The organism is Nostoc sp. (assembly GCF_036917555.1).
Classification (GTDB): domain Bacteria; phylum Cyanobacteriota; class Cyanobacteriia; order Cyanobacteriales; family Nostocaceae; genus Nostoc.
This window is the reverse complement of the sequence record NZ_JBALDD010000014.1, coordinates 1-15844: the sequence shown is the minus strand read 5'-3', so window position 1 is coordinate 15844 and position 15844 is coordinate 1. Positions and strand designations below refer to the sequence as shown.

The 15844-nt window shown below is 40.1% G+C and carries 19 protein-coding genes and 2 pseudogenes; 5 read left to right on the top strand and 16 right to left on the bottom strand.

Going from position 1 to position 15844, the window contains the following annotated elements; translation table 11 throughout:
• Positions 1–332: 332 nt before the first annotated feature.
• A complete protein-coding gene (locus tag V7K60_RS05155; protein ID WP_334923496.1) occupies positions 333–1472 on the bottom strand; it encodes a homocitrate synthase in 1140 nt (379 codons plus the stop codon).
• Positions 1473–1507: 35 nt separating this feature from the next.
• Complete coding sequence (locus tag V7K60_RS05150; RefSeq protein ID WP_334923495.1) at positions 1508–2389, bottom strand: AAA family ATPase; 882 nt, start codon at positions 2387–2389, stop codon at positions 1508–1510.
• 315 nt (positions 2390–2704) lie between these two features.
• On the opposite strand from V7K60_RS05150, the gene V7K60_RS05145 reads away from it, so the two are divergent.
• Positions 2705–2914, top strand: a complete 210-nt coding sequence (locus V7K60_RS05145) for a TOBE domain-containing protein (protein ID WP_334923493.1) — start codon at positions 2705–2707, stop codon at positions 2912–2914.
• A 218-nt stretch (positions 2915–3132) separates the two neighbouring features.
• Here the strand turns inward: V7K60_RS05145 and V7K60_RS05140 are convergent, their stop codons facing one another.
• The 13 genes and pseudogenes from V7K60_RS05140 to V7K60_RS05080 all read right to left on the bottom strand — a co-directional run.
• Entirely contained in the window at positions 3133–3393 is a 261-nt protein-coding gene (locus tag V7K60_RS05140) for a FeoA family protein (protein WP_334923491.1), read from the bottom strand.
• 103 nt (positions 3394–3496) lie between these two features.
• Complete coding sequence (locus V7K60_RS05135; RefSeq protein WP_334923489.1) at positions 3497–3796, bottom strand: 2Fe-2S iron-sulfur cluster-binding protein; 300 nt, start codon at positions 3794–3796, stop codon at positions 3497–3499.
• A 231-nt stretch (positions 3797–4027) separates the two neighbouring features.
• Positions 4028–4402, bottom strand: a complete 375-nt coding sequence (locus V7K60_RS05130; protein WP_334923487.1) for an iron-sulfur cluster assembly accessory protein — start codon at positions 4400–4402, stop codon at positions 4028–4030.
• A gap of 98 nt (positions 4403–4500) precedes the next feature.
• On the bottom strand, positions 4501–5304 hold the full coding sequence (locus V7K60_RS05125; protein WP_334923485.1) for a HesA/MoeB/ThiF family protein: 804 nt from the start codon (positions 5302–5304) through the stop codon (positions 4501–4503).
• A gap of 10 nt (positions 5305–5314) precedes the next feature.
• Positions 5315–5632: a nitrogenase-stabilizing/protective protein NifW gene (nifW, locus tag V7K60_RS05120; protein WP_334923483.1), complete on the bottom strand. Its 318-nt coding sequence runs from the start codon at positions 5630–5632 to the stop codon at positions 5315–5317.
• The gene (locus V7K60_RS05115; RefSeq protein WP_334923481.1) at positions 5629–5844 is read right to left on the bottom strand and encodes a CCE_0567 family metalloprotein; all 216 of its coding nucleotides are present in this window, start codon (positions 5842–5844) and stop codon (positions 5629–5631) included. The genes nifW and V7K60_RS05115 overlap by 4 nt, the downstream gene beginning before the upstream one ends.
• Before the next feature lie 26 nt (positions 5845–5870).
• A complete protein-coding gene (locus V7K60_RS05110) occupies positions 5871–6347 on the bottom strand; it encodes a NifX-associated nitrogen fixation protein (protein ID WP_334923479.1) in 477 nt (158 codons plus the stop codon).
• Complete coding sequence (gene nifX / locus V7K60_RS05105; RefSeq protein ID WP_334923477.1) at positions 6344–6757, bottom strand: nitrogen fixation protein NifX; 414 nt, start codon at positions 6755–6757, stop codon at positions 6344–6346. Before nifX ends, V7K60_RS05110 begins: the two co-directional genes overlap by 4 nt.
• A 297-nt stretch (positions 6758–7054) precedes the next feature.
• Complete coding sequence (gene nifN, locus V7K60_RS05100; protein WP_334923475.1) at positions 7055–8392, bottom strand: nitrogenase iron-molybdenum cofactor biosynthesis protein NifN; 1338 nt, start codon at positions 8390–8392, stop codon at positions 7055–7057.
• A gap of 160 nt (positions 8393–8552) precedes the next feature.
• Positions 8553–9932, bottom strand: a complete 1380-nt coding sequence (gene nifE, locus V7K60_RS05095) for a nitrogenase iron-molybdenum cofactor biosynthesis protein NifE (RefSeq protein ID WP_334923473.1) — start codon at positions 9930–9932, stop codon at positions 8553–8555.
• Between the two features lie 91 nt (positions 9933–10023).
• On the bottom strand, positions 10024–10377 hold the full coding sequence (locus V7K60_RS05090; protein ID WP_334923471.1) for a Mo-dependent nitrogenase C-terminal domain-containing protein: 354 nt from the start codon (positions 10375–10377) through the stop codon (positions 10024–10026).
• A 118-nt stretch (positions 10378–10495) separates the two neighbouring features.
• Positions 10496–12031 (bottom strand): nitrogenase molybdenum-iron protein subunit beta, encoded by a 1536-nt coding sequence (nifK, locus tag V7K60_RS05085; protein WP_334923470.1) that lies wholly within the window; start codon positions 12029–12031, stop codon positions 10496–10498.
• Positions 12032–12234: 203 nt separating this feature from the next.
• Positions 12235–12426, bottom strand: a pseudogene (locus V7K60_RS05080) (hypothetical protein); the annotation flags it as partial.
• Positions 12427–12609: 183 nt separating this feature from the next.
• On the opposite strand from V7K60_RS05080, the pseudogene V7K60_RS05075 reads away from it, so the two are divergent.
• From V7K60_RS05075 to V7K60_RS05060, 4 genes and pseudogenes are all read left to right on the top strand, one after another.
• Positions 12610–13953 (top strand): annotated as a pseudogene (locus tag V7K60_RS05075) (site-specific integrase); the annotation flags it as partial.
• A gap of 43 nt (positions 13954–13996) precedes the next feature.
• Positions 13997–14197, top strand: a complete 201-nt coding sequence (locus V7K60_RS05070) for a hypothetical protein (protein WP_334923468.1) — start codon at positions 13997–13999, stop codon at positions 14195–14197.
• Positions 14198–14256: 59 nt separating this feature from the next.
• Positions 14257–14655, top strand: coding sequence for a type II toxin-antitoxin system VapC family toxin (locus tag V7K60_RS05065; protein WP_334923466.1), 399 nt, complete (start codon positions 14257–14259; stop codon positions 14653–14655).
• 80 nt (positions 14656–14735) lie between these two features.
• Positions 14736–15533, top strand: coding sequence for a hypothetical protein (locus V7K60_RS05060; protein ID WP_334923464.1), 798 nt, complete (start codon positions 14736–14738; stop codon positions 15531–15533).
• A 65-nt stretch (positions 15534–15598) separates the two neighbouring features.
• Here V7K60_RS05060 and V7K60_RS05055 read toward each other — a convergent pair.
• Positions 15599–15844: Uma2 family endonuclease (locus V7K60_RS05055; protein WP_334923463.1), on the bottom strand; the 246-nt coding region annotated here is incomplete at its 5' end.

The following is a 15844-nucleotide window of genomic DNA, read 5'->3' as shown; positions in this document are numbered from 1 at the left end:
ATCTATGGAGTATGCTTTCATTAGTGACAAATTTTACTTCTTTGATCTCTATAGTACATTTGATTGTCTCTCACTCAAGTGAAAACCGCTATATCTAAATTATTTAAACTTACATATATGCTATCAGTTTTATAAGTTTAAATTATGAATCATTTATAAAGATCGCCAGATATTTTTCTTAAAAAAGCTTGAAAAATAATATAAAAGTAGTAATTTTTACACTTTTGTTTGATAAAAGAGATTAATAGCAGATATGTCATAAAGGTAGATTTGAATCCCTAACTTATTTAATAAGCCAGGAATCTAAGCAGTAAGAGTGTAGATTTTTAAATTTACTGGCAATGATAAGAATATAAAATATTGTCTACATCTTCGATAGTAAGACTTTGTTTATCAGCTAAAGTTTTCAACCTATAGGTAATATCTTTAAGCTGGGATAAATTAAATGAAAGTCCTAATTCATTAGCTCGGTGATTAACCGCCTGTTTTCCAGCCAATTTATGATTAATTAAAATTGAGCGCGTTACACCAAAACTGCGGGGATCAATAGCTTCATAAGTCTCAGAGTTATTAAGCATAGCCTTAGTATGAATACCAGCTTTATGACTAAAAGCACTTTCTCCAAAAACACAGTGGTTAAAAGGAATAGAAATTCCAACTTTCCTCGCAACTAATTCATGCAAGTAACCAAGTTGATCTAAGTGATATTTAGACTTAATCTGCTCTGGATTTGTAGCATATAACCTAGCGATGAATCCAGCTAGTGAGGTAATACCATTGCGTTCACCAATGCCCAGAACACAAGTGTCAATATGAGTTGCTCCCGCTTCCAGTGCTGTATAACTGTTAGCATTTGCACATTCTGTATCATTATGACCGTGAAACTCAATATCTAAATTAGTGAACTGTCGCAAAATCTTCACTAATTCAAATACTTGCATTGGCGTAATAATTCCCACTGTATCAGCAATTCCTATGCGTTTGACAAATCCTAATTTATCAATTGCTGAATAAATTGTGATTAAATCTCCTATAGAAGTACGTGACGAATCCTCAGCCGAAAACCGTAACTCAATATCGGGGGCTTGTTGATGAATAAAAGTTAAAACTTCAGTTGTTAAATCAATAATTTGATTAATATTTCTACCATGACTGAACTGACGCATTAAAGAAGAACTACCAATAGTTAAATTAATCCCAGCTACGCCTGTTCCTAAAGCAACTTTAGCATCTTCTAAGTGACAGCGAATGTGAGTTAATATTTTGGATGGCAAGCCTAACTGAGCCAATCGTTCACAGTCTTGTCTAGACTGAGGTGAAGCAATTGGTGACGTTAACTCTATATATTCCACTCCAAATGCAGCAAGGGCTTCAGCAATTTCGACTTTATCATCTGAAGAAAAATTGGCTTTGACAAATTGTTCACCTTCACGGAGAGTACTTTCTACAATTGCAAATTCAGATAGCGACATTGAGCAAGCCTTGTGCTAATTCTTACTAAAGATATTTACTTGTTAGTTTTTATATTAACAGATTTGTATAATCGAGAAATAATTGCTTTGGCTGATTCTTGGGGACTGGCTATGGTATCAATTATAAGAGAGCGATCGCTTGTATCCATCGCTTCTAAAATCTGTTTCGTAGAAACCGAATCATAGTTCTGACTCTCTTCGACAAATATTTTTAGTTTGTCTCGCAATTCTACATCTGTGATAACTTGTTTACCTACAAGTTCTAAGATTTCTTGTTCTTCTTTAGGAGTAAAATAAACAGAAGCCTCTGGTACGCCCAAACTAGCAAAGTTGGTCAGTGCTTCTGGGACAGTTTGCCTATTATCATCTAACCCTTGACTAGCAATCCAATCAAAAGAATCATGACGTTTCAAAAGTCTTTCTAAACGCACTGTATTTGGTGCAGTCAACATTACAAATTTAGCATTTTTTAAAGCTTTAGCTGCATAGCAAACCTCATTTTCACCACGTAAACTATCGAAAACTAACATAGAGTTGACTTCTTGTGGATTGATGTGTAGCGAAGCTAAAATGTGACCCATTCCACCAGGGAAGTATTCTCGATAAAGGCGAGTATAAGTTAGGCGTTTAATCCGGCAATGGGGTTGCATGAGTTTTTCTTGCATTTTTAACATTGGTGCAATTATTATGCGTTCAGTTAAAATACGACGATTAGGTAAAAGTGTGAAATCCAAGCCTTCTTCAACCAAAGCTTTTGTGATTGTGCTTTTTCCTACGCCAGTCATACCTGCTATGATTAGTAAAGGAAAACTTGTTATTGGCAACCAGTCTTTAGGAACAGGAAATCCTACACCTACACCTGGACTTAAGTGTTCAAAAAATAGATTTTGCCTTGTTGTATTAACTCGATCCTGCACAATATGAACCTCTTTTTAGTTTAGTTATTATAAATATATAAATATTTTTTAGCCCCAGTATTTATACATAATTAAATAGCTATATTGAATTGATGATAATATCTATCAATAGTTATTTTTTTTAAATTTTTATCTTATTTTTTGTAGGAAATGACCGCCCTACCCATTTTTGTCATTCTCATCAAGCAGAGATACTAGTATTAAGTAAATGAAAATTATTTGAAAATTATTAAGATATCTTAAATAAAACTAGGTTTGAAATTAAAACTTGCTAAATTAATAAAGTATAAATAGTAAATTTAGCAAATTAAAAACATGGAAATTAGCGCTCGTAATTCTCTTAAGGGCACTGTCAAAAAAGTTGTACATGGTTCAGTTAATACTGAGATAACTTTAGAACTAGTGCCAGGAGTAGAGCTAGTGTCAATCATCACAAAATCATCAGCAGAAAAGCTATCACTTGCAGAAGGTAAGCAGGCTTATGCTGTGATTAAATCATCAGATGTGATAATTGCTGTTGATTAAAAAATAGAGTAGGCTTCCTTTACAAGCCACTCTATTTTTTATATCAAATTGCACTTATTTATATAATTTAGTGACTAAAAGAGTGCAATAATTTTGTCAAGCGTAATTACAGCAATCATATTAGATTTTTAAGAATTGAAAATCATCGATACCCGGCTTATTTAAAAATTCGGCTATTTTATTTTTTAGTAATAATTAAGTAAGGCTACATATAAATGCTAATTAATGTAATTATCAATAATGCGAATATAAATTGCTCGGACACTTTCTAAATCTAATACAAAATCTATATTCTCAATATTGATAATCAAAGTGGAAAAATATTGTTTTAACGTGATATGAGTTCCTGTTACTATTCCCATTGATATAAGTTTTTTCAATATTGTTTCATCCTGAGTTTTACAGAAAATCACGATTCCTCGCTCTCCCGTTCTCAATAATTCTAATGAACAGCCAGCAACACTAAAGTGGGTAAACATTTAAATTATAAATTAGGAATTGTGAAAGGAAGAAGGAAGTATATTTTCATCCTTCATCCTTCATGTTTTATTTGGTCGCTAAAGGCAGCAACCAAAGTCTAATTTAGACCAGATATGCTTCTTGATGTGTCTTAATTGTGCAATTAGAACGAGGATAAGTTACACAAAGTAGAGCGTATCCTTTAGAAACCTGATCGTCATCTAAAAAGTTTTGATCGTCTTGATTAACTTCACCTTCGACAACTTTACCAACACAGCTAGAACAAGAGCCTGCATGACATGAAAAGGGCAACTCAATCCCATTTTCTTCTGCTGCTTCTAAGATGGTGGTTTCTTCGTCAACTTCAATTATGGCGTCGAGGTCTTCTTTTTTGTTGATTAATCTAACTTGGTAGGAAGCCATTTACCGATTCTCCTCAAACGTTATACAGTTGGTGTAATTTCCGAAGTTTTTGAACAACCTATCCTACTTTTTGCTTCCCTTCTACTTACGGAGATGCTACACTTAGTCGGCTTCTCAATAGGAGTAAGGGATGCAACGCGAACTAGAAGCCACCTCAAGCATCTATGAAAAACTGCGCGGAGTGCGTCTATGGGAAGCCTCTACAATTGACTTGGCGCTAACGGAATGATGTTAGCTACAAGGTACCCCAGTAGGCTTACTGTCGCCTGCTTTGAGGGACTTTCCACAACCACCGCATTTATCAGTTGCATTGGGGTTGGTGAACTTAAAACCGCTTTCCATCACTCCCTCAACGAAGTCAACCACAATTCCTTCTAATAACGACGCACTTTTGGCATCAACGTAAACCAGCACTTTGCCTTGCTGGCTTACCAAATCATCTGGTTGGGGCTTGCTGGTGATATCCATTGCATATTCATGGCCACTGCAACCACCATCTTTTACTGAGATGCGGACACCTTTAGTTGCGCCATTAGCGTTGGGTGCAGAACCTCCGAGCAATGCCTGCAGATGAAATTCTGCTTTTTCTGATAAAGTAACGGTCATCAGGTCTCCTGATTTGTAGCGATTAGTTGTTCTGATTTCAGGTGGGGTTGTCTTTTGTCAGTTGTCCTTTGTTATTCACTAATGGCTCCTGACGAAAATCAACTATTTTGTGCAATACCTGTGGCTTCCATCGAATTGGATTGAGCGTGTCTCCAAGGCGCACTATTACCGCATACTGGACAAGAGCGATCGCGGTAAGAACGGCGTTTAGCAAATTCCATCCGATTTAAGTCGATTGTCAGCAATTGCGATAATAGAGGCTGACTAAACCCGGTGATCAGCTTGATAGCTTCCAAAGCTGTTAGACAAGCTAGGGTTCCAGAGACAGCGCCTAGAACTGAAAAGCCGCGCTGATCCCAATCAGGCTTCTCTGGAAACAAACAAGATAAGCAAGGAGTCACACCAGGAATAATCGTTGTCAGGTAAGCCTCCATCCCATTCATTGCGGCTTCTACCATTGGCTTACGCGATCGCACACAGGCTTCATTTAACAAATTGCGCTCTGTAAAATTGTGGGCGCAATCAAGAGCCATATCAGCAGATTGCACTAACGAATCTACATTTTCCGGGGTGATGTAATCATGAACAGTTTCCACTTGGACATCAGGATTAATCGCATCCAGAGTTTCTTTAGCTTTGAATACCCTTGGCTTACCTACCCAATCATCAGTCATGAGAACCTGACGATTCATATCATCTAGCCGCAAGTCACCACCCCGGACTAAGATTAGCCGCCCAACGCCTGCTACTGCTAAGTAAAGCGCCGCCGTACCGCCTAATCCCCCCACACCTGTAACCAGAACTGTCGCTGACTTCAGGCGCTTCTGTGCTGTTTCGCCAAAATTTGGAAGCATCATTTGGCGACGATAGCGTTCTAATTCGGTAGGCGTCAGGTTAACCAATTTATACCTCCTAATCAGAAGTGATTTCTGTCAGTGTGACTACATTTTTCGGCTTGTCGTTAAACACTTTGAACAGCTTTTGTTCGTGGGGTGTTGATTCGATAAATACCTGATAAGCTTTTTGCAAAGCCAAAGAATATTGATTTAATTTCTCTTCTGGACTCAAGTCAGGAGAATTATCATCAACTTCCTGAATGTATTGAGAAAACTTTTTCAGAATATGTAGGCGATTTACATTCACAACTTCTAAATCGTAGGACATATTAAAGAATTGAAAAAATTCTTCTGCATCTACGAGTTTCTTGAATTCATCAATAGTTCCAGTCATTTAGTATTCTCCAATTGTTTCAGATGTTGCTTAAGTTCATCTAACTGGCGATAGATTTCATAAGTTGCGGCGGCAACATCCATAAGTTGTGTGTAATCTGTTGGCAAACCTTCAGCTAAATCATGCAGATCCATTTTCATTTGACCCGCTTTGCTATTGAGGCGTCTGATTTGCCCTTGTAGTTCCTCAATACTCGTTTCTTCTGCTTGCACAATCAGCCACTCCTTTTTCAGGACTCTTAAAGTTTGCCAACTTCAGGAAAGCGTTTCGCCAAATCAAGGCCTTTTTTGACGTAGTTTTCTCCCTCTTCTGCCAATTTTTCTAGCGAGTCAAAGCCAAAACGATGAGCATCTCGCAAGGTTTTCACAGCTAGCAAAAGACGACCAGAAAAAACTAACGCCCAGCCAAATCCTTCATGGCTCAAATCAACTACAACCTGGGATATCAAACCTGTTTCTTGTTCAATCCCAGCAGCTACAGCTCGAAAAAATGCCATAATCCGGGCTTGAGTTATCGGATCGACTTCGCCCTCAATGGAGATTTCCCGTTTTTTTTGTTTGGTGACAAGAAAGGGTTTAAGAATCAACTCATCCGACCAAGTACGATAAACTCCATAGCTGTCTTGACCACGGATTTGTTTGATTAATACCTTCAGAAAAGGTGAGTTCAAGACTTCAGTTGTAGCAGTTCCGTTAACACTATTATTTGCAGTCATACTGTTGCCTCATCTTCAACTTCATCAGCAAAATTTGTGGATTTCGGCTGTAAAGCTTTACGCAACCAAGGTGGAGGATTACCTTTGAGGGTTTTCACTAGCTTATTTAGCACTTCGCTAATTTCTTCTTCTTCCGATCGCGCCTTCACTGGGGTGACACCTTTCTTGATTAACCGAGCGGCAGCGCTACCACCAATTGCTGTTACGTAAATAATCGTACAGTCGCCTATTGACTCAAGTTTTGGGGTGATTTTGTCTTCATTCCCATCTTCCTTGAGTTCGCCTTCAAAATTGAGGGTTTCTACGAAGTGATATCCCTCATTAGAAATTTCGTAAACATCAATCATTTTTGCCCATCCGAAGTGGGCATTAATATGAACTCGGTCACTTGTCGTGAAGGCAATTTTCATCGTAATTCTCCTCTCTAAAGTTTTGAGTTTTGAATTGATAAGAAGGAATTCAGGAGTCAGAATTGAGGAGTAATTAGAGTTCGACTGGCAGAATTAAATCTGCATATTTATACCAATTCTGTTTGGAGATGCGCCAAAGTATATGAGAAACGAACCGCAAAGGGCGCATAGACACGTTCGTGGAGCGTCATCGTAGAGAAGTGGCTTCCCGTTTGCGTAGCGTCTTTGAAGAAGAAGGGTAGGACACAAAGAACAAAAGCATTCTAAATTCTGACTCCTGAATTCTTGAAGAAGAATTCAAAACTCTGCACTTACAATTCCGAACTCTTGGAACTGCTTAACTCTGGCTTCTTCTGCCTCTAAAAACAGGTTGCCGATGCCAAACACAAGTTCCATCGTGCCTCGATAGCCAACTTTGGTAAATTGACCATTACCTAAACGGTCATAAATGGGCAATCCTAGACGATAAAGAGGAACTGAGAGCCGTTTTGCGATCGCACCGACATTTGAGTTACCAATTAGCAAATCAGATCCAGCGCATAAGCTCTCAAAGTCTTCCAAATCGCCGATGGTGATGCTTTTTACCGGGAGTTGTTCTAGTAAGTGCGATCGCGTGGTTGTCACCACCGCATGAATCTGCGCTCCCATCGATTGCAAAAAATGCACTGTTGACCACAGCAAATCTGGTTCCAGCGCTAGGGAAACTCGTTTTGCACCGAAGTAAAAGTGGGTATCCAGCATCGCATCTTGCAACTGACGACGTTGGCGGCGGTATTTTTCAGGTACGCTGTTACCGCTCAGAATCGCCAATGCTTGGATAAATTCATCTACTGGTTCTAATCCCGTCAGTTGGCCAAACACCTCATAAGGTGTGCCAAAGCGTTCTTCCAGAATCTTTGCAGCCCCCCGCATACTTTCACCCAATGCCAGGGTGAAAGCAGAACTACCTACTTCTCTTAACTGTTTTAAGGTAGTCCCACTAACTGTAACTGCACTATAACTATCCTCTAAATGTCCATCTAGAGAAGCGCCAAGGTCAGGTACAACTATCGGCACTAATCCAAAGGATGTGACTATCTCTTTGATTTCCTGTACATCCCCAGGTGTGAAAGCAGAACCTGCCAAAATTGTGACTTGTTCAGTTCTGAGTCCACCCACACAAGGAATTTCCTGAACTATGCTTTCTACAGCAACGGCAAAGCCATCTTGCAACGCCCCTTTAAAATCTGGGGTAGGTGCAAAAACGATCGCTAAATCATTCAATTCAGGGTGGCGATCGCGGATTTCTTTGAGAAAACCCTCGATGTCATCTCCTCTGGTTTCAGTCAACCCAGTACTACATAAACCAATAATTTCTGGGTTAGCTTTTTCTACCAAAGTCAGAATTGCTTGTTCTACATTCTCTTCACCACCCAAAATAGTAGTGACTTCCGTCATTGCTGTGGTAGCAAGGGGAATCGCTTCCCGGAAATGCCGCACCAGGACAACTTTGGCGAAAGCAGTACAACCTTGAGCACCGTGGAATAAAGGCATCGTCCCTTTCAATCCCAAAAAGGCTAAGGTTGCACCCAAAGCTTGACTTTGCTTGAGGGGATTAACTGTCAGTGCTTTGTTAGAAACAGTAACGATCGCCATTAAACTACCTCTTCATTCCACAGGGCGGACTTTCTCGTTCCCTGGCTCTGCCGGGGAATGCTGACAGTGAGGCTCTGCCTCATCTGCTTTAAAAAGAAGGGCAGCAGCCCTCCCAGAATGCCTTCCCAGCCTGAGTCTGGGAACGAGGATACAGACACCATTAAACTACCTCCTCGTCCCAAGGAGCGGGTTTGCGTATTTGTTCCCAAATCGGGCTATACAGAGCTTCGTATAGTTCCCGTGCCATCTCAATCATTCCTACATAACCTGCATAAGGATGGTGGCGTTCTTGGTTGATATCAAGGAAAGGAATTCGAGCTTTCAAAGCGGTGTATTGGTTACGTCCACCAGCAATCAGCATATCTGCACGAGTGTCTTTAACCACTTGTAGCAATTCCTTAGCGTTGCCTTTCTCTAGCATGATGCCATCGTTGCCGAGCAACTTCTTGATTTTGGCTTTATCTTCTTCAGTGCTTTTGCGAGTACTGGTAGCAACAACTTCAATGCCTAAATCCCTAGCCGCCGAGATAATCGACCAACTCTTGACACCACCAGTATATAAAACAACCCGCTTACCTTTGAGTCGAGCGCGATAAGGAGCCAGTGCCAAATCTAAAGCAGCCGTTTCTTCGGCAATTAACTTTTCTGTCCGCTCCTGTAAATCAGCGTCGCCTAATTTAGCAGCGATATTTCGCAGACAGCGATTCATATCATCGATGCCGTAGAAAGACTCTTCAATGTAAGGGATGTTGTAACGCTCCTCCATCTTTCTTGCCATGTTGAGTAGCGCTCGTGAGCAGATCATGACGTTGAGCTTGGCACGGTGGGCGTAGCGAATTTCATCGTAGCGAGCATCGCCCGTAATTTTAGACAAAATACGGATGCCTAATTTTTCTAACAGTGGTGTTACTCCCCACATTTCCCCGGCGATATTGTATTCACCGATTAAGTTAATATCATAGGGCGTTGTATGTTCCGGTTCTGCTGTGCCGACAACATATTCCAACAAAGATTCACCGCCAAAACGGTTGCCGAGATTTTTGCTGCCAATGAATCCTGGGGCAATGACGGGAACAACAGGAATACCAATTTTCTCAGCCGCAGCTTTGCAGACAGCATCCATATCATCGCCAATTAAGGCTGTAACGCAAGTGGCATAGACGAATACTGCTGCTGGTTGGTAGCGCTCTTTGAGTTCTAGAATCGCTTTGTAGAGTTTCTTTTCGCCACCGAAGATGACATCATTTTCACCCAAGTCAGTGGTAAAGCCCATTTTGTAGAGTTGCGGGCCAGACGAAAGACTACCACGACTGCCCCAGGAATTACCAGCACAGGCGATCGGCCCGTGGACTAAATGAGCAGCATCTGTGATCGGCACTAGGGAAATCATTGCACCATCAAAAGCGCAGCCCCCTTGAGCCGCGCCAGGTTGTGCCTGTTGGGCGCATGACTTGTTTTTCTTTTCGGATTGTTTGTGCTGATTATGCTCGCATCCTGTCTCAGTCAGCAGCTCGTTGATTTTGCCTTGGGTGATTTTCATCTCTCTTCTCGTACTTAATTGTTAATTGTCATTAGTCATTTGTCCTTTGTCATTCGTGAATTACCAATGACTAATAACCAATGCCCAATAATTAGCAAATGTATTTTGTGACATCCTCTCCACATACATCAGTAAGGTAAGATAGAGCGCGGAAACGCAATCCTACAAATTCGTCATATAAAGGATTGAGTTTACATAGTGGTGGGATATCAATAGACTTCCCAAATAATTTAATTTGTCGCTCAAAGGGACAACAACAAGGAATTGTTTGGCAAATTAGATGAGCGATGCGATTATTTTTAACCTGAATTCCATCCACTACACGGCGCAACGGATTAAGATGATTGTTGAACCACCCTGGTTTTTTCTGGTTAGGTGGATGGTAATTAGGATGAGGATGAGGATGAGTGTGAGTATGTTCGTGAGTGTGATTGATGGTTTCCATTTATAGATACCTTGGGTAAATGCTAGAAAGAAAAAGGGGAAAATAATTCATAATTACGAATTACGAATTACGAATTATTTCCCGCCCTTAATTAACACGTTGTGTTTCTACGCAATTTCTAACGAATCAAGTCGTAAGAAATATCTGTCTTAGAAGGAATGTTGGTGTTGCGATCGATTTCTTCAAACAGGGTATTTACAGTCCAGTTGAGAAGGTTGATCAGACCTTGGTAACCAATGGTGGAGTAGCGGTGTAGGTGGTGACGATCCATGATCGGGTAGCCGATTCTCACGAGGGGAATCTTGGTGTCACGCCACAGGTACTTACCGTAAGTGTTACCAACCAGGAAGTCTACTGGTTCGGTGAACAACAAAGAACGCATGTGCCACAAGTCTTTACCACCCCAAACAGTTGCATTCTTACCAAAGGGGCTAGAAGCAAGCAGTTCTTTCATATCTGCTTCAAATACTTCGTTGCTGTTGTTAACCAAGATATGCACAGGTTCAGCACCCATTTCTAGCATAAAGCCAACTACGCTGTATACTAAATCTGGTTCGCCGTAGATAGCGAAGCGCTTGCCGTGAATCCATGAGTGGGAGTCAGTCATGGCATCAACTGCCTGACCGCGTTCAATTTCCAATTGTTCGGGAATAGGTATACCACTCAGTTCGCTGAGTTTCATTAAGAATTCATCAGTACCCTTAATACCCCAAGGACGGCAAACTGCGGTTGGTTGCTTCCACTCTTTTTCGATGTACTCACGGGTTTTGAGGGTGGAGTATGATTGCAGAGCAATTGTAGCTTTAGCATTAATTGAATCTTCTGCATCTTCTATCTTTGTTCCACCTGGATACATATTGAACTCACCTGTGTTTGGTGAATCCAGGTAGTCGCTGTTGTCAGCTAGAATAGTGTAGTCTAAGCCGAACAGGGAAGCAATCCGCTTAATTTCCCGGTTGTTGCCTACGTAGGTGTCAAAACCTGGGATGAAGTTGATCTTACCGTTGCTGGTTTCTTTCTTATGACCTGCTGTCAGGTTAGAAAGAATTCCCTTCATCATGTTGTCGTAACCAGTGATGTGGGAGCCAACAAAGCTAGGGGTGTGAGCGTAGGGTACTGGGAAATCTTGAGGAACTGAACCAGCTTCCTTGGCGTTGTTGATGAAAGACTGTAAGTCATCACCAATTACTTCTGCCATACAGGTGGTGCAGACAGCGATCATCTTGGGCTTGTAGAGTTGGTAAGAGTTCGCCAAGCCGTCAATCATGTTTTGCAGACCACCAAACACGGCTGCATCTTCAGTCATTGAAGAAGACACACCAGAGAATGGTTCTTTGTAGTGACGGGTTAAGTGGGTGCGGAAGTAAGCAACGCAACCTTGAGAACCTTGAACAAAAGGTAGAGTGCCTTCAAAACCAACAGCAGCAAAGATTGCTCCCAATGGTTGGCAACCTTTAGCAGGGTTAACGGTTAAAGCTTCACGAGCGAAGTTCTTTTCACGATAATCCCAACCCTTTGTCCACTCTGCAACCCGTTGTACTTCTTCGGCTTCGTGACCGTTTTCAAATTCCTTTTTGTTTTTGAATAGTTGTTGGTACTCCGGTTGGTGGAATAACTCTACGTGGTCTTGAATTTTTTCTGGATTCTGAGGCATTTTTGGATCTCCAAGCTTACTGAATTCTTTTACTGATTGAAAAATAAGGATTTGAGGCGGGGGTGGGAGATGGGAATATGATTCAAAATTCAAAATGCAAAAATCAAAAGAAATTTTAATTTTTCAGTTTTGAATTTTGGATTCCCAACTCCCCACTGGGGTTTTAGCCCCAGGTTATCCTTACTTATCTAGCTCCCATTTCCTTAGACGGCAGCTTTAGCTTCAACTTTAGCTTCAGCTTCAGCTTTAGCTACAGCCTTCTTAGCGTTAGCTTTTTCATTCCAAGGAGCACCAATTAATCCCCAGGTTGGGCTGTTGAGTGCCAAGTCCATGTCGCGTGCGAAGATGGCGAAGCCATCGTAACCGTGATAAGGACCGGAGTAATCCTTTTTATGGTTTAATTCTTTTCAGTAGCCTAATGTTTGCAGTAAACAGTGTCAGAGATAAACATTGTTCGCCGATAACACATTTATTTTTAGGCTAAATATAGGCTAAAAACACAGCGATGCATAATTAGGTTCAGGACTCAGGCATCATCTAAATGTTGTCCTGAGCCAAGGCGATTAAAAAATCGCCCGTTTTTTTGCTCATCTCTGCAAGCACAGCAGCAAAAAGAATACATGAGAACGAAAGTACTACTGGATTTAGAAAAAGTTAATCTGCGTTTGAAGTCTGCAAAGGCAAAGGTGACAATTAGAGAATCAAATGGAAGTTTGCAATTACGAGCGACGTTACCAATTAAACCAGTAGACAAAGATAGCAACGGTACTGGGAGAAAGCAATACAATCTCAGTTTGAATATTCCCGCTAATTTGGATGGATTAAAGACGGCTGAGGAAGAAGCTTATGAATTAGGGAAGTTAATTGCTCGTAAAACGTTTGAATGGAATGATAAATATTTAGGAAATGAAGCAATTAGAAAAGATTTTCAAACCATAGGAGAATTACTCGAAAATTTTGAAGAAGAGTATTTTAAAACTCATAAACGCACAACTAAAAGCGAACATACTTTTTTTTATTACTTTTCCCGAACAAAACGGTTTACGAATTCTAAAGATTTGGCAAATGCTGAAAATCTGATAAGTTCAATTGAACAAATCGAGAAAGAATGGGCTAAGTATAATGCAGCTAGAGCGATCGCAGCCTTTTGTGTGACATTCAATATCGAAATTGATTTATCTAAATATTCCAAGATGCCGGAGAATAATTCCCGAAATATACCGAACGATGCGGAAATATCTGAGGGAATTATCAAGTTTGAAGATTATCAAAATAACAGAGGTAATCAAGTTAATCAAAATGTTCAAGATAGTTGGCAACTTTGGCGCTGGACGTATGGAATGTTAGCCGTTTTTGGTTTACGTCCACGGGAACTTTTTATTAATCCCGATCTTGATTGGTGGTTGAGTGCAGAAAATATAGATTTGACATGGAAAGTTCATAAGGATTGTAAGACTGGTGAGAGACAAGCATTGCCATTATATAGGCAATGGATTGAGGATTTTGATTTGATAAATCCTAAATATTTAGAGATGTTGAGGAGTGCGATCGCTAAAAAAGATAATACTAATCATGCGGAGATAACCGCATTAACACAACGAGTTAGTTGGTGGTTCCGTAAGATAGAATTAGATTTTAAACCATACGATTTACGCCATGCTTGGGCAATTCGGGCGCATATTTTGGGGATACCAATCAAAGCAGCGGCGGATAATTTGGGGCATAGTGTGCAAGTTCATACACAAACTTATCAGCGTTGGTTTTCGTTAGATATGCGGAAGTTGGCAATTAATCAGGCTTTGAGTAAGAGGAATGAAATTGAGTTGATTAGGGAAGAGAATGCTAAGTTGAGAATGGAAAATGATAAGTTGAGATTGGAGATTGAGAAGTTGAGGATGGAAATGGTTTATAAACAAAGTTAAACTTGCTCAAATACTGATAATATAATAAGCTTGGAGGTCAGTTATGGAAAGCATTAAGATTAGAACATATATAGGTAATGATGGAATTTTGCAAATCCAGCTTCCGCCTGAAATTGCTAACCAAGAATTAGATGTAGTTATTGTCTTTCAACCTGTCATACAAAAATCCTCACAGTCTCCAAACAAAACGCCATCAGAACTAGGATACTCTCGTAAATTTGTTGAAGAAGTAATAGGTAGTTGAGAAGGTGATCCGCTTAAACGTCCAGAACAGCTTCCCTTTGAGGAACGGGAGGAGATTCAATGGCCTACCTCCTAGATACAAATGCGTGTATCCAAATTCTAAATTCACCAAGTTCACCTGTTACTCAAAAAACTCTATTAATTCCTTCTAGAGAAATTTACATTTGTACAGTTGTTTATAGCAAACTGTATTACGGAGCTTACAAAAGCGCAAACGTTAATAGAAACCTTACTCATATAGAAAATTTATTTGCTGAGTTTGCTGATTTACCATTGGGTCGTCAAGCTGCAAAAATAGCTGGAAATATTCGCGCTCACCTTAATGCGTTGGGAACTCCAATTGGAGCAAATGATTTGTTAATTGCTGCGATCGCTTTAGCAAATGACCTCACTCTTGTCACCCACAACATCCGTGAATTTAGCCATATTGATGGCTTGAAGTACGAAGATTGGGAATAGCTGCGTATGAATGAAATAATAAATACATTTTTCGTGGGCGTTATATTGAGAGAGTTAGCTTACTAGTTTCTCTATTTACAATGAAATCTAAACAGCCATGTGCATACTGTGCTTGTACAGATACAAAGCTTACCAAGGAACATCTTTGGGCACGTTCTTTGCATCAACGACTCCAGAAGTCGAGAGGAGATAAGCAGCACTTTTTCTGGCTTTCCCGATTGGATAAAGTAGTTGAGACTGAACCCAAACTTAGAGATGTTTGTAATGTTTGCAACAATGGTGTATTGTCTCAACTTGATGCTTATATATGTGCTTTATGGGATAAATATTTTTTTCGCATTCATGAGCGTGGAGAGTTCGTAAATTTCTCATACAATTATGATTTACTATGTCGATGGCTTTTAAAGCTATGTTACAATTCTGCACGAATACACAAATTTGATAATTTTGTATATCCACCGCTAGTTCCATACATACTTAATGCCTCTAGTCCTGTAGTTGAATTCGAGCTCTTTCTACAAATTGTACCTCCTGGCTTACTCTCGGTATCGGAACTTAAGGAAATGGAATTACCAGATGACAAACCATTGCGCTGGGAACCGGATCTTCATAGAATTGGTTTTGCACAGTTTATATCAGATGATGGCCGCAAAAAAATTCTTCGTGCGGTTCATTTGAGATCGTATTCTTTTTTCTTAGCGTTTTTTCAGCCAGGAACTACAAAATCTGAAATCAACGAGTTTATCTCGATTTTTTTACTGCAAAAGCAGGAGGTCAAACACATATCACCTAGATCAGATTCTGTTGTATTGCTTTGTGATGGCATGGATGCACTACAATCTTTTCAAGGTTCTCATCGTAAGTTTATAGCCGGATAACCTGAGATCGCACCTTTCCCTTAGCCTGCATTCTCACAAAGCACAACATATTCAACTAGGCTTATTTACTCAAAAACAACGCCGCTATAAATTTCTGCCATCGATAATGTGATCGCAACTGAATCCAAAGGAATAGATAGCTCTAAGCCGCTAAAATCACTGAGCAACCAACCTTTGTCTTGTTTACTATAGCGTTCCACAAAAGGTTCATCCTGCTCGACTAATAAATATTCGCCAAAACTCTGAATTGAGCGATACATCCGAAATTTACTGAGTTGGTCATAATCTGTGGTGGAAGGAGATAAAACTTC

Coding starts and splice junctions, on each gene's coding strand:
- V7K60_RS05155 (WP_334923496.1), bottom strand. CDS start 1,472: ATGTCGCTATCTGAATTTGCAATTGTAGAAAGTACTCTCCGTGAAGGT.
- V7K60_RS05145 (WP_334923493.1), top strand. CDS start 2,705: ATGGAAATTAGCGCTCGTAATTCTCTTAAGGGCACTGTCAAAAAAGTT.
- V7K60_RS05140 (WP_334923491.1), bottom strand. CDS start 3,393: ATGTTTACCCACTTTAGTGTTGCTGGCTGTTCATTAGAATTATTGAGA.
- V7K60_RS05135 (WP_334923489.1), bottom strand. CDS start 3,796: ATGGCTTCCTACCAAGTTAGATTAATCAACAAAAAAGAAGACCTCGAC.
- V7K60_RS05130 (WP_334923487.1), bottom strand. CDS start 4,402: ATGACCGTTACTTTATCAGAAAAAGCAGAATTTCATCTGCAGGCATTG.
- nifW (WP_334923483.1), bottom strand. CDS start 5,632: ATGACTGGAACTATTGATGAATTCAAGAAACTCGTAGATGCAGAAGAA.
- V7K60_RS05110 (WP_334923479.1), bottom strand. CDS start 6,347: ATGACTGCAAATAATAGTGTTAACGGAACTGCTACAACTGAAGTCTTG.
- nifX (WP_334923477.1), bottom strand. CDS start 6,757: ATGAAAATTGCCTTCACGACAAGTGACCGAGTTCATATTAATGCCCAC.
- nifN (WP_334923475.1), bottom strand. CDS start 8,392: ATGGCGATCGTTACTGTTTCTAACAAAGCACTGACAGTTAATCCCCTC.
- nifE (WP_334923473.1), bottom strand. CDS start 9,932: ATGAAAATCACCCAAGGCAAAATCAACGAGCTGCTGACTGAGACAGGA.
- V7K60_RS05090 (WP_334923471.1), bottom strand. CDS start 10,377: ATGGAAACCATCAATCACACTCACGAACATACTCACACTCATCCTCAT.
- nifK (WP_334923470.1), bottom strand. CDS start 12,031: ATGCCTCAGAATCCAGAAAAAATTCAAGACCACGTAGAGTTATTCCAC.
- V7K60_RS05070 (WP_334923468.1), top strand. CDS start 13,997: ATGGAAAGCATTAAGATTAGAACATATATAGGTAATGATGGAATTTTG.
- V7K60_RS05065 (WP_334923466.1), top strand. CDS start 14,257: ATGGCCTACCTCCTAGATACAAATGCGTGTATCCAAATTCTAAATTCA.
- V7K60_RS05060 (WP_334923464.1), top strand. CDS start 14,736: ATGAAATCTAAACAGCCATGTGCATACTGTGCTTGTACAGATACAAAG.